This window comes from Maribacter aquivivus, assembly GCF_900142175.1.
Lineage (GTDB): Bacteria > Bacteroidota > Bacteroidia > Flavobacteriales > Flavobacteriaceae > Maribacter > Maribacter aquivivus.
On record NZ_FQZX01000001.1, the window covers coordinates 843,048 to 865,994 of the forward strand.

The window sequence follows — 22,947 nt, forward strand, 5'->3', positions numbered from 1 at the left end:
TTATCATTACTTTTAAAAGTACAAACTAACGTCACTCTAAGTCAAAATGAGAAATCTACTATTACTAGCGGCCAGTCTATTGTTTCTTCAATTTTCGCAAGCTCAAGAACCAAAAAAGGAAACTAAAACGAAACCCATACCAGAAGCAAAATCATTTATAACCAAGCACAAAGGGGTTTTTGGAGGTACAGCTATAGACTACACCACAACAGCTAAAGAAACTTTTTTAACCAATAAGGACGGAGATTCTATTGCTACATTTTGGTCGGTAGCGTATACTAAAACCAATATGGGTGATGTTACCAAAAGACCGGTAACTTTCGTTTTTAATGGCGGACCAGGATCTGCTTCGATGTGGTTGCATATGGGTTTTTTTGGGCCTAAAATTGTAAAAGTAGATTCTGATGCCAAATCTGATGATGGCGCAGCACCTTATAATTTCGTAAATAACGATCATGGTTTACTTGATGTTACCGATCTAGTTTTTATTGATCCCGTAGGTACTGGTTACAGCAGGTTGGTAGGAAAAGGAGAAGGAAAAGATTTCTACGGATTAAAAGAAGATGTAAATTCTTTTGCTCAATTTATTAGAAAATGGGTAACAGAAAACGAGCGTTGGTTTTCCCCTAAATATTTAGCTGGTGAAAGTTATGGTACCACACGTGCCGCAGCTTTAGGAAAAGCTTTAGAAGGTTCTGGGCAAAACATGGCTTTGAACGGAATGATTCTGATTTCGCAAGCATTAGATTATGCCGGTTCTACTTCTGTAAAGAACAATATTACTTCGTTCATTACTTATTTACCCAGCATGGCTGCTACTGCTTGGTATCATAAAAAAGCAGGTCAGGGTAAGTCTTTAGAAAGCTTTACACAAGAATGTAGAGATTTTACATACAACACCTATATACCTTCTTTGTATAAAGGCAATTCTTTAAATGAAGCTGAAAAGAACACGATAGCAGAAAAACTTTCTTATTTCACAGGATTGGATAAAACGTACATTCTACAATCTAACTTAAGAATATTAATGGGTCGTTTTCAGAAAAAACTATTAGAAGATAAAGGGTTTGCTATCGGTAGATTAGACGGTCGTTTTATGGGAGATGAAGAAGATAAAGTTTCTGAGAATCCCCATTTGGGCGATGCCGCAAGTTATCAAATAAGTGCTGCCTACACTGCTAGCTTAAATCATTACTTTGCCTCAGAATTAAAGGTTAAAATGGATAGACCATATATAACTTCTGGTGGTGGATCTAATTGGAGATGGAGAACAGTACCAGATGGAAAATATTGGGAGCCTATGCCAGTAAATACTGCACCAGATTTAGGTGAAACCATGCGTAGAAATACTGCCATGAAAGTAATGGTAGCAAGTGGGTACTATGATTTAATTACTCCGTTTTTTGATGCTGAATATACTTTTGATAGAAACGGAATAGTAAAAGAGCGTGTTGAAATGAAGTATTATGAAGCGGGACATATGATGTATACACATGAACCAGATTTTATTAAATTAAGTAAAGATATACGCGAATTTATTACTGCAGATTAATAAAAATAGAAATTACAGTATTACTATTTTTTAAGAATAAGCACATGCTGATCATTACATTTTAGATTGTAAAAATTAACAATGTCTCTAATGTGCTTTTTCTTGTATTCTTTATTTATAATTTTCTCCACTAAAACCGGACAATCTGAAAAATAAGTTGAAGCTGCATTTTTAAAATTCTTACTAAAAAGTTGATTAGACCCCAAGTGTGTAATTTCTCCACTTACACCTTTTCTAACATAAAGGTTTTTAATATCGTAATAATTACCGTGCGCCATATTCATTTGACCGTTTACACCACCTACAAACATGGGTGCAGAATATCCGGTTTGTTCAAGAACATATAAATTTACAGCACCTATTTCTAGTTCTCTTACTACATTGAAATAGCCTTCTCGAGTTTCTAAATAAATATAGGTAGAAGCCTCTTCTCTATCATTTATAACTACCTGTTCAAGGTTATCAAAATGATATTTTTGTGACTTATCTCCTTTAACCTTTTTGAATTTTACCTGGTCTCCATTTATAAGTTTAGCTAAACCTTGAAGTTTAGTTCCGTCCTTAAAATAAATTGTGGCAGCATCGTTTTGAGCGATGGCAAAAGATGATCCTACAAAACAGCAGATTAAAACTAGAAGAATTGTTTTTTTCATAGTACGTAAATGATCGTTCCATATTAAAACGAGCTCATTATTACTATGTTATATTATTTATCTTAAAATCGATGAAACGCCTCTTTTAAAAAAAAATATTTAATCTTTTAACGGTTTTGTAATATTTAGGTTTAGAAGTAAAGGATCATCTTCATTTAATAAGCGTTGGGTTCTTAAATATCTACCTACATTAAACGCATCATAATTTGGCGAATCTTTATCAACACTGCTTATACGTACCATTTCAGATGAATGTATAAATTGGTTATCACCGATCCACATACCTACATGAACTACTTTTTCTGAAGTTGTTTCGGTTGCTTTTCTTCCGAAGAACAACAAATCTCCTTTCTGTAATTTGCTGAAATCTGCAATAGAATCTATAGGCTTACCAGCGTGCACTTGCTGAGATGCATCTCTCGGAATTACCATACCATTTAAGTAATAGATAGTCTTTGTGTAACCGCTACAATCAACACCTTTTGTAGAAGTACCACCCCATAAATACGGTACACCCATTAAGGTTTTTGAAGTAGCAATAAGTGAATCTGCGTTATAACTTAAATTTGATAACCAAGTATCGTATTCTTCTGCTTCGTCTTTAGAAATGTACCCCTGTCTACCATCTGGAAATTCTATTTTAAAAAACTCCTCATTACTACTTAATAGTTTTAATAAGCTTCCTGCAACAATATCTGATATTCTATTCTTACTCTCTTCAGTATTAAATGCATGCCCATAAGTATCTGTATAAATAATTTTAGCTGCAGTATTCCACCCTTTAATATCATCAGCATTCATTAATTGTATTCCTCCATTATCTACCCAAGCTAAATACATATCTGGTGTCTGTATTAAGTACCAATCTCCTTCTTTTTTTAGTACGTTAACAACAGTACCCAAAGTTGCTTGTGTTGCTAATTCTGCTGAATGTTTAGGGTTGCTTCTAAGGTTTGCAGCAGATATATTAATAACTGCTTTGGTCATACCCTCCAACTCAACTCCAGGTAAAATTTTAATATCGTTAGTGGCTTTTATTCCCTTTTCTTTTAAAAGACTATTTAAAGAATCTACAGCGAATGGTAAATTAGTTTCACCGAACATGGTAAAACCGGACGGACCATCTAACACTTCTAAATTGAAAAGAGCAGTACGTTTATCTGGTGCAAATGTGTTTTTTATGATTTCAATTTCTTTAACCAATAATTTCTTTTCGTCAATATGTACACTGCAGGCTGTATTTAAAGCAATCAAAATCAATACAAAAGACCTCTTTAATAGTATTCTCTTCATCTGTAAAATAATTTCTAATAGTATTAGCCTTGTGAAATTATGTAATTTTATCGCAAATGAAGAAACTAAAGGTCATAGAACTTTTTGCGGGTGTTGGTGGATTTCGCTTAGGATTAGAGGATACTGAGAACTACGAAGTAGTTTGGAGTAACCAATTTGAGCCTAGTACGAAAGCACAGCATGCCTCTACAGTCTATGAAGCTAGATTCGGTCATGAGAATCACAGAAATGAAGATATTTCTGAGGTACCCACTAAAGACATACCAGATGCCGATATTTTAGTTGGAGGATTTCCTTGCCAAGATTATTCTGTTGCGGCTACATTAAATAACTCTAAAGGACTTATAGGTAAGAAAGGGGTTTTATGGTGGAGCATTCATAGAATTTTATCGGAAAAGAAAAATCCGCCTAAGTACTTATTTCTTGAAAATGTAGATAGATTATTAAAATCTCCATCAAACCAAAGAGGCAGAGATTTTGCCATAATGCTTAAAAGTTTAGATGACTTAGGTTATGCCGTAGAATGGAGAGTTATTAATGCTGCAGATTACGGAATGCCGCAAAGAAGAAGACGTATTTTTTTCTTAGGCTATCATAAATCTACTCCGCTTTATAAACAATTTAAAAAAGCTACAGCCCAAGAATGGATTTTTGAAAAAGGAACTATAGCAACCGCTTTTCCAATAACAAGCACTTCTTCAAAAATAATTTCGTTCGATATCACCGATGACCTGGTATCGCTATCTGAAAATTTTAATTTGGGTGAAAAATTATCTCCCTTTCAAAATACCGGCGTATTCATTAAAGGAAAAGTATACACAACTAAAACTACGGCTAGTTATATTGGTAAAAGAACAGTCTTAGCCGATGTTTTACAAAAAGGTCGTATACCTGAAGAATTCTACATTCCTGAAGAAGAACATGATAAATGGTATTATTTAAAAGGATCAAAAAAAGAAACCCGGACTTCTAAATCTGGTTTTGCTTACCATTATAATGAGGGTAGTATGATTTTTCCTGATGCCTTGGATAATGCGTCAAGAACAATCATAACTGGTGAAGGTGGTAAAAGTGCATCACGCTTTAAACATGTTATCAACACAAAAAAAGGATTACGTAGATTAACTCCTGTAGAATTAGAACGGTTGAATATGTTCCCAGATGATCATACATTACTGGAAGGAATTTCTAATACCAAAAGAGCTTTTTTTATGGGTAATGCTTTAGTGGTTGGTGTGGTTAAAAAAATAGGTAAAGTTCTTTCAGAAAAAATAAAATCAACTTAATACGTCATTCTCTTCTAAAATTTCAATGTTCATTAAGCTCATTAGATTTAAAAAAAGAATAGGTTTATAAATTTTGTTTATAAACTCAACATATTGTTAATCAACGTTTAAAATTAGGAATTGTCCTTTTTTTTGTTATCTTATTAGGTATGGTAAAAGTAGAAAAGTCAGAAAACGTAGAATTTTTAGAAAAGTCAATTCAACATTTAGAAGCTACCGGTTTCGAGAATATTAAGGCTGATATGGAGGGTTACGAAACTCCTAAATCATATTCGAGAAAAGGTATGGAAGACAACATTACACCAGACATAGTAGCTATTAAAAATGGAAGAAAATATTATTTTGATATAAGCTTAAAATCACCAAAAACCAGATTATTAAAATCGAAATGGTTGTTTTTAGATACTTTAAGTAGAATGAACTCTAACAGATTTAGAATTATAACTACTAAAGGTCATTATAAGTTTACAGATAATATGCTTGAGGATATTAACTTAAGTAATAAAACACCTATCAAAATTTAATAATTTTAATATAACGAATAAAAAAAGTCCACAATTAGTGGACTTTTTTTATTTTTTGATCATTTCTATATGTGGTATACCGTCTTCTAGATATTCTTTTCCTATTGCATTAAATCCTAAATCAGTATAAAATTTGGTAAGGTATTTTTGAGCTGAAATTTTTATTTCATTTTCACTAAAACGTTCTTCTACAGCTTTTATAGAAGCTTCCATAATCACTTTACCATAACCAAATTTTCTAAAATTTTTATGTACTGCTACTCTACCAATGCTTACTTGGTCAAAATAATCGCCTGGTTTAAAAATTCTAGTATACGCTACTACAGTATTATCTTTAAAGCCGATTACGTGAATAGCTTTATCATCTTTACCGTCTATATCTAAATAAACACAATCTTGTTCTACAACAAAAATATCGCTTCGTAATTGTAGTACATTGTATAGTTCTTCAATATCGAATTCTTTAAAACTAATTACCTTTATATCTAACATAAATTTGTTTAAATAACTAGATATGTTCATATCTATAAGTTAATAAATATTTGATTATTAAGTAGTTGTAATAACTATTTTGGGTTATTAACATAGTTATAATAACTATCTACTGAAGTGGAATCTTTTCAATTCTGCGTTCATGCCTACCACCTTCAAAAGAAGTGTTTATAAAGGTTGAAACCATTTCAAGTGCCTGAGGTAAAGAAATATACCTTGCAGGTAAGCTTAATATATTTGCATCATTATGTTCTCTAGCTAATTTAGTTATCTCTTTTGTCCAACAAAGGGCTGCTCTTACATTTTGTTGCTTATTAGCGGTCATACAAGCCCCATTACCACTACCACAGATTAAAATTCCATAATCCGCAATACCATTTTCAACATCTTGTGCCACAGGGTGTGCAAAGTCAGGATAATCAACACTATCAGTACCATCTGTACCATAGTTAATAACTTCAACATGTATAGATTTAAGTAAACCTATAATAGCTAACTTGTATTCTGTACCAGCATGGTCATTACCAATAGCTATTTTCATATACTTTATATTTAAAGGTTATTAGTTCAAGGTTTATCTCCAGTGGGGGTGGAACATAACCATGCTAAAGGTACAATAATCAGGCATTCACAACAAAAAACGAGGGGTTCACAACAATTGTTGTTAGATCAGAAATTAAAATTGTTAATTAGTATGTTATAAGCAAGATTACTTAATGCATAAGTTGTTTAGAAAAAGTTGCTTAAAAATTTGGTTATTAAAGTTAACATCTGCTTACACTTTTAATCTTCTGAAGACGAATTTAAATATTAGAAACTATTAGAGGATTTTCATCAAATTAACAACCCTAGTTAACATTAAAATTACATTTAGTTATTAATAAATTCATGTTAATAGCACTTATAAACCACGTTTAATAACTTCTCAAAATACTGATTTTCAATTGTAGATTAATATAATAGGTTGTCAACAAGTATTAGTATCTCATAAAGACAAGTAATATTGAAATAAGTTATTCTAGATATTAACAAGCTATAATAACCATTAATATTTAATTTAATTTTTAAAAAAAAATGTCTAATATGATATATATGTTAATAACAACTCATTTACTTAACTTTTCAATAAGAAGTAGAATAACAGCTAGTGGATTATAATTCGTAATTTTCCAATAAATTAAAAGTTTAAATGTCGAAGAAGAATAAGAAGGCGAAGAACCATAGAAAGAACGAAATTACGAGAGGAATTTTTACCGTTCTTGAAAAGGAGCCGAATAAAAGTTTCAACTATAAGCAGATTGCTGCTAAAATTGATATCACAGATGCTCAAGATAGAAATATCCTTATTAAAAGGTTAACTGAGCTTAAAGAGAAAAAAAGAATTCAAGAAGTTGATAGAGGTCAGTATAAAGTTTTAGAAGATACAAAGTCTTATCATGAAGGTACTGTAGATGTTACCGGTAAAGGTAATGCCTATATTGTCGTAGATGGTATGGACGATGATATCTTTATACCTGCCAATAAATTAAATAAAGCTTTTCATAAAGATAAAGTAGAAGTATATATTTATCCTAGAAGTAAGAGTAAAAAGCTTGAAGGTGAAATAGTTAAAGTACTTGAAAGATATAAAACAACTTTCGTTGGTATTGTTGATATGCAGAAGACTTTTGCATTTGTAAGACCTACAGATTTTAGAATGTATACTGATATTTTTGTTTCAAAGGATAAATTAAATGGAGCAAATGATGGTGAAAAGGTTTTAGTAGAAATTACTGATTGGCCAGATGATGTTGATTCTCCTTTTGGTAAAGTAACCGAAGTTTTAGGTATACCTGGTGAACATGATACTGAAATTCATTCCATTTTAGCGGAGTATGGTTTACCATATTCTTTTCCTGCAGATGTTCAGAATTTTGCAGATGGTTTAGATACTAGCATTAAAGAAGAAGAAATTAAAAAACGTAGAGATATACGAGATGTTCTAACGTTTACTATTGATCCAAAAGATGCAAAAGATTTTGATGATGCATTATCGTTTCAAAAATTAGAAAATGGTAATTATGAAATAGGTATTCATATTGCCGATGTTTCTCATTACTTACAAAAAGACACCATTTTAGATGATGAAGCTTATGAAAGAGCAACATCTGTTTATTTAGTAGATCGTGTGGTACCTATGTTACCAGAAGTACTTTCTAACAATGCTTGTTCATTAAGACCAAATGAAGAAAAATATACTTTTTCTGCAATTTTTGAATTAGATAGCAATGCAATTATAAGAAATCAATGGTTTGGAAGAACTGTAATCGATTCTAACGAACGTTTTGCATATGAAGAGGCACAGTATATCATTGAGAACGGTAACGGTAACATACCAGAAGATATATCTATAAGAGAAGCGGCATATAGCGTTTCTAATGATGTTGTAGAAGCTACATTAGAAATGGATAGGCTTGCTAAAATTATGCGTGCTAAGCGTATGGATCAAGGTGCGCTTTCTTTTGATAAAGTTGAAGTACGTTTTAATCTAGATGAAAATAGTAATCCAATAGGTGTTTACTTCAAAGAATCTAAAGATGCTAATAAACTAATTGAAGAGTTTATGTTATTAGCAAATAGAAAAGTGGCAGAATTTATTGGAAAACAAAAACCTAAAAAGACTTTTGTTTATAGAATTCATGACGATCCAGACCCAGATAAGTTAATGGCTTTGAATGGTATCGTCTCAAAATTTGGACATAAATTAGATTTCAAGGATAAGAAATCTATAAGTTCTTCTTTAAACCAATTACTACAAGATGTAAAGGGTAAAAAAGAACAGAATATGGTAGATACGCTTACAATACGTAGTATGAGTAAAGCTATTTATACTATTGATAATATTGGGCATTATGGATTAGCTTTTGATTATTATACCCATTTTACTTCTCCAATTAGAAGATACCCTGATGTAATGGTGCATAGATTATTACAGCATTATTTAGATGGTGGTAGTTCTGCAAATGCCGAGGAATACGAGAAAAAATGTAAGCATTCTTCAGATATGGAATATTTAGCATCAAGTGCTGAACGTGATTCTATTAAATACATGCAGATTAAATTCATGCAGGATCATAAAGACGAAGAATTCCGCGGAGTTATTAGTGGTGTTACTGAATGGGGAATCTATGTTGAAATCATTGATAATAAATGTGAAGGCATGATTCGTATTAGAGACATCAAAGGAGATTATTATATCTTTGATGAGAAGCAATACGCCATAGTGGGTGAACGTACCAAGAAGACTTATACTTTAGGTGATGAGATTACTGTTATGGTAAAAAGCACCGATTTAGTTAAAAGGCATTTAGATTTTGCTTTAATTCCAGATAACAATAAATAATTTGGAATAGATTTTGGTATAAGAAGCCTGAATTAAGAATACATTTCATGTTTGAAATGTATTCTTTGAAAAATTACACAGAAAAGAATGAAACAAATTTTAATTATAATGTTTCTCTTAGGATGTCTTTTGGTTACTGGCCAAGATAATGAGGTTACCCAAAACTTAGAACCTTTTAAAGAGTTAAAAGGTTTTGATGGTTTGTCTATTAATCTTATAAAATCTACAGAAAACAAGGTTATTATTACTGGTGAAAATACTAGTAAGGTAGCTATTGTTAATAACGAAGGTGTTTTGAAAATACGGATGCAAATTGGTAAGATATTTAGTGGATATAAAACTTTCATAGATTTATATTATGCTGCAGATATTTTAGTTATTGATGTTAATGAAGATGCTAGAATTGTTACAGAAGATATTATTAAACAAGATATCCTAGAACTAAAAGCTCAAGAAGGTGGAGAGTTAATTGTAAGTGCAGAGGTTGAGCAAATGTTAATTAAGTCAGTTTCTGGCGGAGTTATAAGAACAGCGGGTTCTTCAAATTTGCAAGATGTTCAAATTAATACCGGTGGTGTTTATGAAGGTAAAGGCTTTGTTACCAACTTTTCTACAATTAATGTAAATGCAGGATCAAGGGCAGAGATAAATGCAAAAGATTATGTAAAGGCAACTGTTAAAGCTGGTGGTGAAGTCCTGGTATTTGGCAATCCTAAGAAACTTGAAGAGAAAACGGTATTTGGCGGTACCATTAAAAGAATGCAATAGTACATGTTAGAAGATATACAGGCAGCAATTCCTTTGGGCTTTTTCCTAAGCTTTATGGTTGGGCCGGTTTTCTTTGTCTTGTTACAAACAAGTGCAGTAAAGGGTTTTAGAGCTGCTATTACTTTTGATATTGGTGTTCTACTGGCAGATGTTTTATTTATTCTTGTAGCTTACTTTAGTAGTTTTCAACTTCTTGAAAATTTAAGTAATCAACCAGGTCTTTATGTTTTTGGTGGAGTTATACTTTTGGTTTATGGTCTTGTAACATTTTTTAAAGTTGATAAAAAAGCTATAACTGTAGATTCTAAAAAGATTCGTAAATCTGACTATTTTGGTCTTTTTGTAAAAGGATTTTTACTCAATTTTATTAATATTGGAGTACTTGTTTTCTGGTTAGGGATTATTATAATTGTTGGTCCTACTTTAGATAATCAACCAAATCGTTTCTTTACCTTTTTTGCTACTGTACTACTCTCCTATTTTGTTACAGATATTTTTAAAATACTTTTAGCAAAACAGTTAAAGCGTAAACTAACGCCAAGTAGAATTGTGTATGTAAAAAAGATTATCGGAATTATATTAGTGATCTGTGGTATCGTTTTAATCGTAAAAGGTTTTTTACCTAAAGATCAGTTTAATATAGAACAGGAGTTAGAAAGATTTTAGACTAATACTATAGAATAAAAAAAGCCGGTCATTGACCGGCTTTTTTTATTAAAGTAAATAAGTATTTTATTTCTTGTACTTATCGTTAAGTAACTTCACTATTTCATCAGTTAAATCGTTAGCTTCTTTACCGTAAAGAACGCTACCTCCATCTCCACCGCCTAGAATGTAAGAGTATCCATTTGTTTGGCCGTATGCTTTAATTTCTTTTTTAACTTTAGAAACTATGCTGTCCATTTCAGTCTGACCTTCCATTTGCAATTGTTGATCTTGCTGTTGAAGTTGTTGACCAATAATCTGACCTCTTTGTTGCATTGCTGCATATTCTTCTTGAGCTTTTGATTGAGACATTTTCTGAGCTTTAGTTTGAAAAGCTTGTGCTTCAAATTGAAAAGCTTGAGAAATACTATCTCTAGTTTTTGCTAAGGCATCTGCCTTAACTTTGAATTTAGATTCAACATCAATTTTTTGTTGGTACTCATCCATCAATTTTACGTTATCCACGTATCCAATTTTTTCTTGTTGGCAAGATGCTAATAATGTGATAGCGAAAATTAAAATTAGGTTTTTCATTTTTTCATTTTTATGTCGTGCAAAAGTAATAAAGCTTTTAGAATGAAAATATTTTAAAATTGAGATAAATTATAAGATTTAAGTAAAAATAGATATTTCTTATTATAAATATTTAGTTTATCGATTTTTCTTATTTTTATGACGGATTTTAAGGGTTATTTAATGGATTATTTTATTTTATTTGATATATTATATAGAATATTTTAAATAATCCCTTAAAATGTCTCTAAATAGCTTTTTACTCTTTTTTGAGCACATATATTAGAGAAGAATACTCGCTAGATGTCTTTGCCTTCATATTTGATATTAATCCTCTGTAAAATGCTTTGAAGTAATTTGATGAACCAGTTTTATATTTTTCTGATAATAGTGACACATAGTAAGAATCAAAATACATTGGTAGCGTTTCAACTACTTCTATTTTTTTATTTCTAAATATAGTTTTTATTGCATTCTGTGAAAAGTGCCAAAGATGTCTTGGTGTATCGTAAGCCGCCCAAAACTCTTTGTAGTATTGAGCGTCATATGATTTATAATTTGGAACAGCTATAATGAGTGTCCCATTTTTATTTAAAAGAGATGTAATTTTATTTATCTGTTTGTCTAAATCTGGTAGATGTTCTAGTACATGCCATAGTGTTATAACATCAAATTTTTGATTATTAATAGCATCTAATGATTTGTAAATCTCTAGGTTTTTATCTGTAGCTTTCTTTCTTGCGTTTTCATTTAACTCAACCCCTACTGTTTTCCAATTTTTGTTTTTTGCATTGATTAGAAATTCTCCGGTTCCACATCCTATATCAAGTAATTTTTTTTCTTCAATAGTATATTTATTTATCAGCTTTACTTTTTTATTTAGCGTGTTCTTTTTTACAGTTTGATAAATTTTTTCAAGTAAACCATTGGCACTATCGGAATGTGAAATGTAATTATTTGGGTCGTAATATTTTTCTAAATCTTCGGGTACTGGTTTTGTAACTAGCATATCTGATTTAGAATCATATTCTAATTGAAATGATTCTTGAGTTACTAAATAATCTTTTGTGGAGATTTTTAAAATATTATTAGGCATGCCTTAGTTATAAATGTTCAAATTGATATTCTAAATTTTCATTGTTCCACGTGGAACAATTTGCCCTACCTTCCAAGAAAAACTAAAAGTACACTGATGTCACTCGGCGTAACTCCACTAATTCTTGATGCTTGAGAAATGGTAACTGGTTGAATTTTTGTCATTTTTTCTCTTGCTTCAAAAGATAAAGATTTCAATTTTGAGTAATCAAAATTAGCAGGAATCTTTACTGCTTCTAATCTATGAAGTTTGTCTGCGTTTATTTTTTCTTTAGCAATGTAACCAGAGTATTTGATCTGTACTTCTGCTTGTTCAAGAATTTCACCATCGAATTTATTTTGTTCAACAAATTCAGATACTGCATCTAGTTGAAGCATGTGATCCATGGTAACGTTTGGTCTTGAAAAAGCTTTATACATTTTATCTGATTGTTTTACTAAAGACGAATCAACACTTTCAAAAATAGGATTGATGTCTTTTGGTAGTACACTAGTTTCTTTAAAGAAGTTAACAAGAGCTTCAGATTGTTCTAGTTTTTGCTCCATTCTTTTCATTCTTGAATCTGTTGCAAAGCCTATAGCATGGCTTAATGGTGTTAACCTTAGATCAGCATTATCTTGTCTAAGTAAGGTTCTATATTCTGCGCGAGATGTAAACATTCTATATGGTTCTTCTGTACCCTTTGTAATTAGGTCATCAATTAAGACACCAATGTAAGCTTCGTTTCTTTTTAGAATTAAAGGATTTTCTTCTTTTAGTTTTAAATGCGCATTTATACCAGCCATTAAACCTTGCGATGCTGCTTCTTCATATCCAGTAGTTCCGTTTATTTGTCCGGCGAAATATAAATTTTCAATTAGCTTAGTTTCTAGTGTATGCTTTAATTGTGTTGGTGGAAAGTAATCATACTCTATTGCATAACCTGGTCTAAAGAATTTTACTTTTTCAAAACCAACAACAGAACGCAAAGCTTTAAACTGAACATCTTCCGGTAAAGAAGTTGAAAATCCGTTTACATATACTTCTACAGTTTCCCAACCTTCAGGTTCAATAAACATTTGGTGACTGTCTTTATCTGCAAATCTGTTTATTTTATCTTCAATAGACGGGCAGTATCTTGGACCAATACTTTTTATTCTACCATTGAACATTGGTGATCTATCAAAACCTTCGCGTAATAAATCATGAACCATTGCACTTGTATGTGTCATGTAACAATCACGTTGATGTGCTAATGGTTTGGTGTTGGTGTATGAAAATTTTTCTGGAATAGCATCACCAGGTTGAACAATCATTTTAGAATAATCTAAAGATCTTCCATCTACTCTTGGTGGAGTTCCGGTTTTCATTCTTCCACTTTCAAAGCCTAATTCTACTAATTGTTCTGTAATTCCAGTTGCTGCCTTTTCTCCTGCTCTACCTCCACCAAATTGTTTTTCACCAATATGAATAAGTCCATTTAAGAAAGTACCGTTTGTTAATACAACTGCTTTTGATCTTATATCTATACCTAAAGATGTTTTTACACCAACTACTTTATGATTTTCTATTAACAAACCAGAAACCATTTCTTGATAAAAGTCTACGTTTGGTGTGCGTTCCAACATTAAACGCCACTCTTCTGCAAAACGCATTCTGTCATTTTGAGTCCTTGGGCTCCACATCGCAGGTCCCTTAGATTTGTTTAGCATCTTAAATTGTATCGCAGATTTGTCAGATACTATTCCGCTGTATCCACCAAGTGCATCTATCTCTCTAACAATTTGTCCTTTTGCAATTCCTCCCATAGCTGGGTTACAAGACATCTGTCCTATATTTTGCAAATTCATGGTTACTAATAAGGTTTTTGAACCCAAGTTTGCAGCTGCCGCTGCCGCTTCTGCACCGGCGTGTCCTCCGCCAACTACAATTACATCATATTCTTCTCCAAACATATCTTCTATTGTTCCACGTGGAACAGCTTTATTTTTTCTTCTTCTTTAGCGCGCATTTCGGCAGTAGCTGCATCCGATTTATCCGAATAACCCATAAGATGTAAAACCCCATGAACCATTACGCGTTTTAATTCATTATCAAATGAAACATTAAACTCTTCTGCGTTTTCTTTAATGCGGTCAATTGAAATGTAAAGGTCCCCCGATACATTTTTTCCTGACACATAATCAAAAGTGATAATATCAGTTAGATAATCGTGTTGTAAGTAATCTTGATTTATTTTAAGCAAGTAGTCATCACTACAAAAAATGTAGTTAAGTTCAATTATAGAAAACCCTTCGGTATTACAAGATTCCGTAATCCATGAATCAAAGTCATTTTCTGCTACAAGTTTAAATTCTGTTAGGTAATTGTAATTAATCATTTGCTTTGAAGTACTCTTTAACCTTAGATTGAAAATTTTGCCGCAAAGGTAAGCTTTGCCTATTTAAAATTTCAATTTCATTAAGATAATTATCTAATAATGAGGGTTTAGTAGTAATAGGATTTGTGAAGTCTTTTGTATTCCTATTACTTTCTCGTTCAGATTTCTCTCCTTGCTTTAGTGCTGCGTTCTCTAATTTCAACAATTCATACTGTATAGTATTGGCTTTGTTGATAGTACGCTGGGTAATTCCGTTTTCTAAAAGATCGTTCTCAAAATCTTCCATCTGTTTGATCAACTTTTGACCTAGTTTTTGATCTCCAGAATTAATCATATTTTCAAGTTGTTTTTCTAATTCTTGTCTTAATTTTTGCTGATTTTGATAGATTTCATATATTTCTTTTAGTTCGGTTTCACTCATTGAACCTTGCCCTTGCCCATTTGTACCGTTAGATCCATTATTTCCTTGTCCGTTTTCTCCACCTTCACCTTTTTCTCCGTTTTTGCCATTTTTTCCTTCGCCATTTTTTCCATTTTCACCATCACTTCCACTCTCTCCCTCTTTTCCATTAGCTCCCTGTTTACCACGTTCGCCTTGTTTTCCTCCTTCACCATTTTCTCCATTCTCACCTTTTTTTCTTTCTCCACTTTTACCTTCTTTTCCTTCCCTTCCAGACTTACCTTGTTGACCCATTTTTTCGCCCAATTGTTGTTGTCCTTTGATAATATCTGGTAATTGAAAACCACCTTCACTTTGTCCAGAACCTTTTCCCATTTGCATACTCGAGTTCATATTGTCCATTACTTCTGCTAGAAAATCTGCAAGGCTATTTGCTGCTGTTAGAACATATTTTTGATGAGAAATTCCTTGGAACATTTGACCATCTGCCATCGTTTCTAAAGATTTATCAATGTTATAGTATACTTCGGTAATTTGTTCGTTTACAAATTCTGAAAGTTCAGCCTGTCTAAGTGATAATGCAAAAAGACTATCATCCACATGTTCAAATAAACCTTTTAATTCATTTTGGTCTCGTACAGTTTCAGAATATTGAGTAGCATCATGGTCTTCTCTAGCTGTTAATCGGTCATATAGGGTTTCTTGTTTGAATGAAAATATGATAAGATTATCAAGAATTTGTCTTAACATTTCTGCATCTTCTGTTACAGATGAACCACCGCCTCCACCAGAAGATGATTCGCTAAGTTGTTTACTCATTTCCTTCATTTTATCTGCGGCAGATTTTTGTTTTTTATTAGCGTCAGAACTGGTTGGTTTATTTTGGTCATTGGGGGTGTTTTTATCCAGTTTTTCTAATGCCTCTTTTTGGTCTTCTTGAACACTTTCTTTTTTACTTTTTTCGATATTTATATCAATTGGTTTTTTGAGCTTTTCATTGTCCTTTTTAAGAGCGTCCATTTCAGCTGATATTTTATCAAATTGTTCATTTAATTCTTTCTGTTTCTTAGCGGTATTATTCTCATTATTTTGTTCTGAAAGTTCTTCTTGTTTTTTAGCTAACTCTTCTAAGTCACGTGCAATTTGGGATGCCTTTTCCGTAACATAATACCGTTTGGTTAATTCTAATAATTGCTCTAGACTACGTTGACTGTTTTGTTGTTTTTTACCTAGTTCTTCTAGTTTTTTGGTAAGGTCTTCTTTTTTTATTTTATCAGCTACTTTACTAAGTTCTTCAAGGAGTTGCTGGTTTTTCTTTGCTTGTTCTTCTTGGCGTTCTAAACGTTCTTGTAACAATTGGTTTAATTTGTCATCCTTGTTTTCTTTATTTAGATTTTCTTTTAATTCTTTACTAAATTTTTGCATCAGCTGTTCTTGCTGTTCTTGCTTTTTTAAATAGTCTTTTATTTGATTTTTATCATTAAAATTTAGACTGTTTTTTTCTTTCTGATTTTGATTAATTTCTTCTAAAGATTCCTTCTGTTCTTTAGATTTTTGCAAAGATTTATCAAGGTCTTTTATTAGTGACTGTTGAGACTCTAAATCTTTGTTTTTTAATTGATTTTCATCTAGTAATACTTGTTGGTATATTTGACTTTTTGTGGTCTTACCATTATGTATAGCATCGTTGTCTGTTACCTCGAAATAAAAGCCATAATTTTTACCTTTTTCTAGTTCCAAACCTGAAGGAAAAGTGTAATAAAATTGTTCATAATTTGAAGTTGGTTTCAATAGGTTTATGGTATTCTTTTTTTCTTCTTTTCCAACTACAAAGTATACTATATCTATTTTACGTAACCCATAATCATCAGTTGCATTGCCGGTGTAATATGAAACATTTGGATTCAAACTATCTAGAACTTGATTTACCTTGATTGTAGGGTACCTATCTTTAATTACTTTAAAGTTATAAGTAAGACGTTCGTAGTCTTTAACATTTTTATTTGTAGTAGTGAGTTCGTAATTAAAATCATTGTAGATACTTTTTTGGAATTCAAACCTGTTTTTTTCTTTTGCGAGAGGTATTACAGTGTCTTTTGAAGTTAGATTAATTTTATCGGTATTTTCACCATCTATTATCCATTGTATTTTGGTGCCTTCAGGTATTACAGCGTTCCCCGTACTTTTTACACTTTCGTTTGGCTTATTTAAATAGGCAGGATATGTTAGATTCATAGTGAAATCTAAAATGGAAGGGGTCTCTAAAGCTGTTAAGGTATACTCTCTAGAATTTACTTCATTTGATGTAAATCTAAAGACCGTAGTGGTAATCGGCGGGACGAATATATATTCATAGAAACCAGTGTTCTGTTGTAAAAGAATTTGTTTGCCGTCTATTTCAATATATACGTTTTCTGGTTTTACATTGCCTCTAGTAGCAACTTGTATGACAAAGGTTTCATCTTGTAATGTTTTCAGATTATTTGATAACAATTCAAATTGGAACGGTGCAGGCTTTTCATATGCTATTTCATAGTTGATTACCCGTTCATAAGTACCAAAAAAACTGTTCCAATTTCCTGATAATAGCACTAAACCTATTATAGCAATCGGAATTATAGCGTATTTCAAGTATTTTAGGGAATCTCTAAAGTCAATAGCATTCGAAAACGGAATTGGGTCTAGCTGTTTTGATCTTTGGTTTATACTTGCGAGCAATAATTCTGATTGTTGCGGGTCATTTGCTAGATTTAGTAAATTAGTTAGCTTATCTCCTACTTCAGGAAAATGCCTCCCAATCATTTGAGCTGCATCTTTTGGACCGATACCCTGTTTTAGTTTAAATAAGTAGAATATTGGAGTAAAAATGTATTTGAAGAGTAGAAATAACTCTACGGCTATAAAAATTCCGAATAGAATCATTCTTCCAGTGGTATTCATCCAAAGAAAATATTCTACTCCTATAATCATCAGAAAAAACAGTAAACCGAAGGCGAAGAATAATAATATACCTTTCAGTAGAACTTGAGAATAGTGTTTTTGAATAAACTGATTTAATTTGTCTAAAATGTGCTTATAGTCTTGCAATTGTCCTTTTTTATACCAAGATAACGGTTAAAAAGACTGGTTAGTAGGAAATATTTGTTAAAAGGATTACGTAACATTTAATAAATGAGGTGAATAATAAGATTTGGGATTCCTTTTTTTAATAAAAAAGAAAGGGTGAAATCTGTGAATTAAATACAGATTTCACCCTAAAGTGACTATAAATCGAATGTTTTTTAATTTGTTTCTAAGACAACGTCATAGTTTAATTGATATACTACCCCATCATCTTCTATTAAAAAGTAACCGGTTTTATTTTCAGCTAAAGCATTATAGTTTTCTTCACTTAAAACACTACTAGAAACTGATGAAGTGTATGTACTATAATTAGCTATTTCATAGTCTACAGCAACCCATTTGTCAATTTCAAAATTGGCTAATTCTTCTGAGAAAGTAACGTTTAATTGCCCTGGAAAATACTGACTATCCGGTGTAATCAATGTAGCTTCTGTTACTGATATATCTGGGTGTACGGGGTAATCGTTTGTGGTAGTAAAAGTTATGGTCGATTCTTTAGTTTTACCGTTTTCAGGTGCTCTTGCGGTTATTATTACTTCGTAAGTTGTATTTCTTTCAAGGTTGGTAAACTCATAATCAGTTCTATAGATAAATGTATTTGCTGCAGGATAACCTACGCCATTTGCGGTAACAAGATAATATACCGTACTATCGTCAGACATTGTTGATGCTGTCCAATTTAAAGTTGCGCTAGTTCCTGTAATATTTGAAGCTGTTATTTCAAAATCTGATGGTATAGGGCAGGCAACCTGAGTAAAGGTAATTTCTTCTTCAGTTTCTGCACCACTAAAACTTGCGGCAACAACCTTAATAACATGATCTTCACCTTCTGCAACAAGTAAATTAAAACCAGTTCTTTCTGTGCTATAAGAACCATAAGTTTCAACATGTTCACCGTTTAAATATATTCTATAAAAATAGTCTGATCCGTCTTCTACCGTAGGACTGTCCCAACTAATAAAAGCAATACCACAACCATTGTCTTTATAAGTAATTGGAAAGCTAGATGGTGGGGTTCCTAAAGTTTGAAATTCTGAAGAATTTATACTGTCTACCGCATTTTCAGCAGATGCATTGATTTTTACTGTGTAGATTGTGTTCATTTCTAACTCGTCAACAGTAAATTCTAATTCAGTAAGGTTTTCTGCTACTAGTTCTTCATTTAAAAAAATGCTGTACTCTACGGTACTTCCATTTGAAGCTGTAACCTCGCTCCACAGTATTGTAGTACTTGTTTGGGTTACGTCTTCAAATTCAATTTCAAAAGACGAAAGTGTAATTTCATCTGCAATGTCAACAACATCGGGCATAGCGTCGTCAGTAGAATCTGTGGTACACCCTGTAATTAATAGCGCTACGAATACATAAAAGTAATTTAAATAATTTTTCATTTTCAATGGTTTAAGGTTTGTAAATAACGTTTTACTAATGGTATTCGTATACGTGTATTCAATTTTAATATTTCACTTATTTGTTCGCTTCTGAACTACGGTGTTTGCTTGGTTTTTTTGGTAAATAAAATTTGATACCATGATTGTTCTTAAGTAAAATATTGAATACTAGTTTTGTAAGTGAAATTTGAGATTTTTTTCATATTCAAGTAATTAATAGTTTGCCTTAGATATATGGCTAAAGGTGTTTTTTATACCTTTGCCAAATGACAAAGAAAGTTCGTGTTCGTTTTGCCCCTAGTCCTACAGGGCCTTTACATATTGGTGGAGTTCGTACTGCCCTATTTAATTATTTATTTGCCAAAAAACATGGTGGAGATTTTATTCTAAGAATAGAAGATACAGACCAAAATAGATATGTTGAAGGTGCCGAGCAGTATATTATTGATTCTTTGAATTGGTGCGGAATTCCTTTTGATGAAGGTATTGGTAAAGATGGCGGTTTTGGTCCGTATAGACAGAGCGAGCGTAAATCGTTGTATAAAAAATATGCAGATGACTTAGTTGAAAGCGGTAATGCATATTATGCTTTTGATACTTCTGAAAGTCTAGATGGGCACAGAAAAGATCATGAAGAAAAAGGCAAAACCTTTATTTACAATTGGCACAATAGATTAAAGCTTGATAATTCATTGTCTTTAATGCCAGAAGAGGTTAAAGCAAAGTTAGATAATGGCGATGATTATGTTATTCGTTTTTTAACTCCGGCAGATGAAACTTTACACTTACAAGATTTAATACGTGGATCAATTAAAATTGATACCAACGTTTTAGACGATAAGGTTTTATTTAAGAGTGACGGTATGCCAACATACCATTTAGCAAATATTGTTGATGATCATTTAATGGAAATTAGCCATGTAATTCGTGGTGAAGAATGGTTGCCATCTATGGCGTTACACAAACAATTGTATGATGCTTTTGGTTGGGATGCTCCAGAATTTGCGCATTTACCATTGATTATGAAACCTGTTGGAAAAGGTAAATTAAGTAAGCGTGATGGTGAAAAAATGGGCTTCCCTGTTTTTCCTCTTTCTTGGAATGAATCTGTTGGTTATAAAGAATCGGGTTATTTTCCTGAAGCGGTTATAAATTTCTTGGCTTTATTAGGATGGAATCCTGGTACGGAACAAGAATTATTTTCTTTAGATGAATTGGTAGAAACCTTTAGTTTAGATCGTGTTAATAAGTCTGGAGCGCGTTTTGATCCAGAAAAAACTAAATGGTACAATCAGCATTATCTTCAACAAACAATTGACAATGAGTTGGCTAAGTTATTTTTACCGACAGTAAAGGAGAACATTTCTGATGATGATAAACTGAATTTAGATTATGTTACCAAAGTGGTTACGCTTATAAAAGAGCGTGCAGTTTTCGTTTCTGACTTTTGGAATTTAAGCGATTATTTCTTTGTTGCTCCTACTGAATACAATGAGAAAGCAGCGAAAAAACAATGGAAAGAAGATACCGCTTCAATCATGAACGATCTTATTTCAGTCCTAAAACCTATAGAAGATTTTTCTTCAGAAAACACGGAAAGTATAGTAAAAGCTTGGATTGGTGAGAATGAATTGTCTTTTGGAAAAGTGATGCCTCCTTTACGCCTATTCTTAGTTGGTGATATGAAAGGACCTCATATTTTTGATATTATGGCGATGATCGGTAAAGAGGAAAGTATTTCTAGAATAGAAACAGCGTTAAACAAATTGGGATAAATATAATTTTCAGGAAAACGAAGTAAATATTACTTACTGCTTATTCAGCATCTAATACTCAGAGGTTTTCCTGAAAATTTTAAATTGCTTCTTTTCAAGCACTTTTAAGCTTTTAATGGAAGGTTTACTCTTTTGAAAATTCACCCAAAACTTCCATAGCTTTTTGGGTATCTTTTGTGGCAACAAAAATGTGGTCGTGATAATAGGCAGCCACCACATTACAACTAATGTTGTATTTTGTTAATGCAGTAGAAACGGCAGCTGTTAAACCAACAGCATCTAATGCAGAATGAACGGTTAAAGTAATCCACGATGCGACAAATTCGTACTCGAAATTTAATTCATCTGCTTTTTCTTTTTCAAGAATAATAGTGACCCCTTCTGTTTCTTTAAATTCAAATAAGATAGCTGACCTAGAAATATGCTGAACATCTTTTACAGATATGAAAACATAACTTCCTTCATTTAAACTAGGTTTTAAGCTCTTTAATAGTACACTAAGATCTGTTTCTCCTGCCATTTTAGCTATTGTGCTTATTTTCAAAAAAATTTTCGACCCTTCGGGTCTATTTATGATTAAAACCGCTTAAACGGTCTCTATTATTAAACGATAAGGTTCTTTCGCAGAATTTTATTCGCTCTTCCATCTATCATTTGTCCATGTTTCCATTTCTGGTTCGGATAAAAATGTCCAAGCAATTATTCTACTCAGTTTATTTCCTTGAGCCATTGGGGTGGTTTTGTGCTCAACAACACCTACTTTCTCTAATCTGTCATAAAAAGCCCTTAAATTTGATTGTTTTGAAACTAAAGTAGAAAACCATGCGCAATTTTTGGCATATTGGGCACTTTCATTAATCATGTTAAGTACAAAACGTTTTTCGCCGCCGTCTGTCCAAAGTTCTCCTCCTTGTCCGCTAAAGTTAAGCTCTGGTTTCTTTACCCTCTTTTTCTTGAGATTGCTTAATTTTCTAAGTGTTCCCGCTTCAGCTTCAGCTTGTGTTGCGTGAAATGGAGGGTTGCAAATAGCTAAATCAACTTTTTCATCAGCATTTAAAATACCAGAAAATATATGTTCAGGTTTCGGTTGAAGTCTAAATTCTACTTTACCGTGAAGTGAAGGGTTAGAGGTTACAATTTTCTGTGCAACTTCAATAGCCTTTGGATCTATATCAGAACCAATAAATGACCATCCATATGCACTATTACCAATTATAGGATATACACAATTTGCCCCTACTCCAATATCCAGGCATTTAATCTGATCTCCTTTGACCAAAACGCCATTATTACTTGCGGCTAAAATATCAGCTATATGGTGAATATAATCTGCTCTTCCTGGTATAGGAGGGCACAAGAAACCATCTGGTATATCCCAAAAGTCTAAACCATATTGAGAAATTAAAATTGCCTTGTTTAGGGCTTTTACAGCAACCGGGTTAAAGAAGTCTATTGTAAAATTTCCGTACTTATTTTTAGTTACAAATGGCTTTAAATCAGTATTTACTAGTTTAAGCGCCTTTAGATCGTAACGACCGGTATGTTTGTTTCTTGGGTGTAAAGTTGGTTTTTCTAAACCTTCTTTTTTCTTTTGGTCTGCCATAATTATTGAGCCTTATTAAGACCCCAAAGCTA

The 22,947-nt window shown here is 32.2% G+C and carries 19 protein-coding genes; 7 read left to right on the forward strand and 12 right to left on the reverse strand.

Annotated elements, in window-relative coordinates; translation table 11 throughout:
* Positions 1-46: 46 nt before the first annotated feature.
* On the forward strand, positions 47-1,552 hold the full coding sequence (locus tag BUC31_RS03710; RefSeq protein ID WP_073241372.1) for a S10 family peptidase: 1,506 nt from the start codon (positions 47-49) through the stop codon (positions 1,550-1,552).
* 23 nt (positions 1,553-1,575) lie between these two features.
* Here BUC31_RS03710 and BUC31_RS03715 read toward each other — a convergent pair whose 3' ends face one another.
* Positions 1,576-2,205 (reverse strand): hypothetical protein, encoded by a 630-nt coding sequence (locus BUC31_RS03715; protein WP_073241374.1) that lies wholly within the window; start codon positions 2,203-2,205, stop codon positions 1,576-1,578.
* A 99-nt stretch (positions 2,206-2,304) separates the two neighbouring features.
* Positions 2,305-3,498 (reverse strand): SH3 domain-containing C40 family peptidase, encoded by a 1,194-nt coding sequence (locus BUC31_RS03720; protein ID WP_073241376.1) that lies wholly within the window; start codon positions 3,496-3,498, stop codon positions 2,305-2,307.
* 56 nt (positions 3,499-3,554) lie between these two features.
* Here BUC31_RS03720 and dcm point away from each other — a divergent pair, with 56 nt between their 5' ends.
* The gene (gene dcm / locus BUC31_RS03725) at positions 3,555-4,784 is read left to right on the forward strand and encodes a DNA (cytosine-5-)-methyltransferase (protein WP_073241378.1); all 1,230 of its coding nucleotides are present in this window, start codon (positions 3,555-3,557) and stop codon (positions 4,782-4,784) included.
* Between the two features lie 149 nt (positions 4,785-4,933).
* The gene (locus BUC31_RS03730) at positions 4,934-5,308 is read left to right on the forward strand and encodes a hypothetical protein (protein WP_073241380.1); all 375 of its coding nucleotides are present in this window, start codon (positions 4,934-4,936) and stop codon (positions 5,306-5,308) included.
* Positions 5,309-5,356: 48 nt separating this feature from the next.
* Here BUC31_RS03730 and BUC31_RS03735 read toward each other — a convergent pair whose 3' ends face one another.
* Both BUC31_RS03735 and rpiB read right to left on the reverse strand, forming a co-directional pair.
* Positions 5,357-5,800: a GNAT family N-acetyltransferase gene (locus tag BUC31_RS03735; protein WP_073243733.1), complete on the reverse strand. Its 444-nt coding sequence runs from the start codon at positions 5,798-5,800 to the stop codon at positions 5,357-5,359.
* A gap of 109 nt (positions 5,801-5,909) precedes the next feature.
* Entirely contained in the window at positions 5,910-6,341 is a 432-nt protein-coding gene (rpiB, locus tag BUC31_RS03740) for a ribose 5-phosphate isomerase B (protein WP_073241382.1), read from the reverse strand.
* Positions 6,342-6,989: 648 nt separating this feature from the next.
* Between rpiB and rnr the strand changes: the two genes are divergently transcribed.
* The 3 genes from rnr (at position 6,990) to BUC31_RS03755 (ending at position 10,616) form a co-directional block, all read left to right on the forward strand.
* Entirely contained in the window at positions 6,990-9,182 is a 2,193-nt protein-coding gene (gene rnr / locus BUC31_RS03745; protein ID WP_073241384.1) for a ribonuclease R, read from the forward strand.
* 87 nt (positions 9,183-9,269) lie between these two features.
* Positions 9,270-9,950, forward strand: coding sequence for a head GIN domain-containing protein (locus BUC31_RS03750; RefSeq protein WP_073241386.1), 681 nt, complete (start codon positions 9,270-9,272; stop codon positions 9,948-9,950).
* A 3-nt stretch (positions 9,951-9,953) separates the two neighbouring features.
* Positions 9,954-10,616: a LysE family translocator gene (locus BUC31_RS03755; protein ID WP_073241388.1), complete on the forward strand. Its 663-nt coding sequence runs from the start codon at positions 9,954-9,956 to the stop codon at positions 10,614-10,616.
* Between the two features lie 66 nt (positions 10,617-10,682).
* Here BUC31_RS03755 and BUC31_RS03760 read toward each other — a convergent pair whose 3' ends face one another.
* The 6 genes from BUC31_RS03760 to BUC31_RS03785 form a co-directional block, all read right to left on the reverse strand.
* Positions 10,683-11,189 (reverse strand): OmpH/Skp family outer membrane protein, encoded by a 507-nt coding sequence (locus BUC31_RS03760; protein WP_073241390.1) that lies wholly within the window; start codon positions 11,187-11,189, stop codon positions 10,683-10,685.
* A 238-nt stretch (positions 11,190-11,427) separates the two neighbouring features.
* Positions 11,428-12,264 carry a class I SAM-dependent methyltransferase gene (locus tag BUC31_RS03765; protein WP_073241392.1) on the reverse strand — a complete coding sequence of 279 codons (837 nt, stop codon included), beginning with the start codon at positions 12,262-12,264 and terminating at the stop codon, positions 11,428-11,430.
* Between the two features lie 65 nt (positions 12,265-12,329).
* Positions 12,330-14,198, reverse strand: coding sequence for a tRNA uridine-5-carboxymethylaminomethyl(34) synthesis enzyme MnmG (mnmG, locus tag BUC31_RS03770; protein ID WP_073241394.1), 1,869 nt, complete (start codon positions 14,196-14,198; stop codon positions 12,330-12,332).
* Between the two features lie 5 nt (positions 14,199-14,203).
* The gene (ybeY, locus tag BUC31_RS03775; RefSeq protein WP_073241396.1) at positions 14,204-14,623 is read right to left on the reverse strand and encodes an rRNA maturation RNase YbeY; all 420 of its coding nucleotides are present in this window, start codon (positions 14,621-14,623) and stop codon (positions 14,204-14,206) included.
* Positions 14,616-18,110, reverse strand: coding sequence for a DUF4175 family protein (locus tag BUC31_RS03780; protein ID WP_073241398.1), 3,495 nt, complete (start codon positions 18,108-18,110; stop codon positions 14,616-14,618). Before BUC31_RS03780 ends, ybeY begins: the two co-directional genes overlap by 8 nt.
* A gap of 194 nt (positions 18,111-18,304) precedes the next feature.
* Entirely contained in the window at positions 18,305-19,537 is a 1,233-nt protein-coding gene (locus BUC31_RS03785; protein ID WP_073241400.1) for a fibronectin type III domain-containing protein, read from the reverse strand.
* 266 nt (positions 19,538-19,803) lie between these two features.
* Between BUC31_RS03785 and gltX the strand changes: the two genes are divergently transcribed.
* Positions 19,804-21,312, forward strand: coding sequence for a glutamate--tRNA ligase (gene gltX, locus BUC31_RS03790; protein ID WP_073241402.1), 1,509 nt, complete (start codon positions 19,804-19,806; stop codon positions 21,310-21,312).
* 124 nt (positions 21,313-21,436) lie between these two features.
* On the opposite strand, the gene BUC31_RS03795 is transcribed toward gltX, so the two are convergent.
* Positions 21,437-21,832, reverse strand: coding sequence for an ACT domain-containing protein (locus BUC31_RS03795; protein WP_073241404.1), 396 nt, complete (start codon positions 21,830-21,832; stop codon positions 21,437-21,439).
* A 111-nt stretch (positions 21,833-21,943) separates the two neighbouring features.
* Entirely contained in the window at positions 21,944-22,915 is a 972-nt protein-coding gene (gene rlmF / locus BUC31_RS03800; protein ID WP_073241406.1) for a 23S rRNA (adenine(1618)-N(6))-methyltransferase RlmF, read from the reverse strand.
* Between the last annotated feature and the right edge of the window lie 32 nt (positions 22,916-22,947).

What these genes read in the sequence shown, in the direction of transcription:
- BUC31_RS03755 (WP_073241388.1), top strand. Translation starts at nt 9,954, where the DNA reads ATGTTAGAAGATATACAGGCAGCAATTCCTTTGGGCTTTTTCCTAAGC.
- rlmF (WP_073241406.1), bottom strand. Translation starts at nt 22,915, where the DNA reads ATGGCAGACCAAAAGAAAAAAGAAGGTTTAGAAAAACCAACTTTACAC.
- gltX (WP_073241402.1), top strand. Translation starts at nt 19,804, where the DNA reads ATGACAAAGAAAGTTCGTGTTCGTTTTGCCCCTAGTCCTACAGGGCCT.
- dcm (WP_073241378.1), top strand. Translation starts at nt 3,555, where the DNA reads ATGAAGAAACTAAAGGTCATAGAACTTTTTGCGGGTGTTGGTGGATTT.
- BUC31_RS03750 (WP_073241386.1), top strand. Translation starts at nt 9,270, where the DNA reads ATGAAACAAATTTTAATTATAATGTTTCTCTTAGGATGTCTTTTGGTT.
- BUC31_RS03765 (WP_073241392.1), bottom strand. Translation starts at nt 12,264, where the DNA reads ATGCCTAATAATATTTTAAAAATCTCCACAAAAGATTATTTAGTAACT.
- BUC31_RS03735 (WP_073243733.1), bottom strand. Translation starts at nt 5,800, where the DNA reads ATGTTAGATATAAAGGTAATTAGTTTTAAAGAATTCGATATTGAAGAA.
- BUC31_RS03715 (WP_073241374.1), bottom strand. Translation starts at nt 2,205, where the DNA reads ATGAAAAAAACAATTCTTCTAGTTTTAATCTGCTGTTTTGTAGGATCA.
- BUC31_RS03710 (WP_073241372.1), top strand. Translation starts at nt 47, where the DNA reads ATGAGAAATCTACTATTACTAGCGGCCAGTCTATTGTTTCTTCAATTT.
- BUC31_RS03795 (WP_073241404.1), bottom strand. Translation starts at nt 21,832, where the DNA reads ATGGCAGGAGAAACAGATCTTAGTGTACTATTAAAGAGCTTAAAACCT.
- rpiB (WP_073241382.1), bottom strand. Translation starts at nt 6,341, where the DNA reads ATGAAAATAGCTATTGGTAATGACCATGCTGGTACAGAATACAAGTTA.
- BUC31_RS03785 (WP_073241400.1), bottom strand. Translation starts at nt 19,537, where the DNA reads ATGAAAAATTATTTAAATTACTTTTATGTATTCGTAGCGCTATTAATT.
- ybeY (WP_073241396.1), bottom strand. Translation starts at nt 14,623, where the DNA reads ATGATTAATTACAATTACCTAACAGAATTTAAACTTGTAGCAGAAAAT.
- BUC31_RS03730 (WP_073241380.1), top strand. Translation starts at nt 4,934, where the DNA reads ATGGTAAAAGTAGAAAAGTCAGAAAACGTAGAATTTTTAGAAAAGTCA.
- BUC31_RS03720 (WP_073241376.1), bottom strand. Translation starts at nt 3,498, where the DNA reads ATGAAGAGAATACTATTAAAGAGGTCTTTTGTATTGATTTTGATTGCT.
- mnmG (WP_073241394.1), bottom strand. Translation starts at nt 14,198, where the DNA reads ATGTTTGGAGAAGAATATGATGTAATTGTAGTTGGCGGAGGACACGCC.
- rnr (WP_073241384.1), top strand. Translation starts at nt 6,990, where the DNA reads ATGTCGAAGAAGAATAAGAAGGCGAAGAACCATAGAAAGAACGAAATT.
- BUC31_RS03760 (WP_073241390.1), bottom strand. Translation starts at nt 11,189, where the DNA reads ATGAAAAACCTAATTTTAATTTTCGCTATCACATTATTAGCATCTTGC.